Below are 1137 nucleotides of genomic sequence, written 5' to 3' on the forward strand. Positions count from 1 at the left end.
AATATGAAAATGCGCTAATTTTTTCCACTTCAACGTGATCGGAGCTTTGGTTAAAGCTCAACATATTTAAGGTTTTAACATCACCATGAGACAGCGTTATTTGATCTAACAATGCGCGTGCTGAAAAATACTCTTTGTGCGCTTCAAGAGTCATACTCTCCTGGTTCCAGCCGCTGATTTTAAATGGTCCAGTCCCTATGTGGTAGGAATAACTAGAACCGAAAGAGACGACATCTCGACACAGAATAGACGCATGAGGAGTTGCTAGCATGTATGGAAACAACTTGTTCGGATGCTTCAATATGATTTTTAAGCAGTTAGATGTTTCTGCAACCACGCTATCAATGCATTGCCAGAGCTCGTGAACTGGTCCTTTTATCTCCCTGAGTCTTTCTATACTCCAAACCACATCCTGTATGTTAAGGGGTTCACCATCATGGCGATATATGCCCGGCCGCAACCATAACGTCATTACCTTGCCTTCCATTTTCCATTCGTGTGCTAACGATGGCTCGATACCACCATTGGAATTTTGGGTCAGCAATACGTCATAAACGCTTTTCGCGACGTGTAATTCAGTGTGACGGTAAGTATTCGCAGGGTCGATTTTGGATACCCAAGGGTAAGAAGAAATCAAAATAGCGTTATTTGATTCGTTCAATCGATTCACTTTTTCAGAAGCGATAGTCAGTGCTCTAACCGCGGTTTGACCGAACCAATCAATAAGTTTCGTTATTGAGTTCATTCTTCCTCTGCCAAGCTCCTCAACCAAAAACTCGGTCATCGCTTGTTGGAGGGAAATATTAATACTGAGACGGCTAGCGTTACTTCGGCCAATCGCAGGTTGCCAATCGACCCAATCGTAAGTGGCAAGCTTTTTCATCACAATAGAAACATTGCGCCTCGACGTGCAAATCACCGCTTCTAGCTCAGAAAGCGTAACAAGGTGATACTGGTGAGGTTCAAAGTGCTTTAACAGTAGATCCAGATACCTAAGATTGACATCGTTCACAAAGATTCCTAAGAGTTATTCCAAAGCAAAAAAATAGCACAGGACGCTTAGCAACTAAACTTCCTGTGCTATATCTAAACAAATTCAAAGCTTGGACTCAGCTCGACCAACAGAAGTCAAAAACG

General features: G+C 42.6%; 1 protein-coding gene. It reads right to left on the bottom strand.

Annotated elements, in window-relative coordinates; all coding sequences use genetic code 11:
- Positions 1-1012 (bottom strand): ABC transporter substrate-binding protein (locus IQR33_RS24935; protein ID WP_193844157.1); only part of this gene is annotated, 1012 nt, incomplete at its 3' end.
- Positions 1013-1137: the final 125 nt, after the last annotated feature.

Origin of the sequence: Vibrio sp. OPT46, from assembly GCF_015163535.1 — a bacterium.
Taxonomy (GTDB): Bacteria; Pseudomonadota; Gammaproteobacteria; order Enterobacterales; family Vibrionaceae; genus Vibrio; species Vibrio alginolyticus.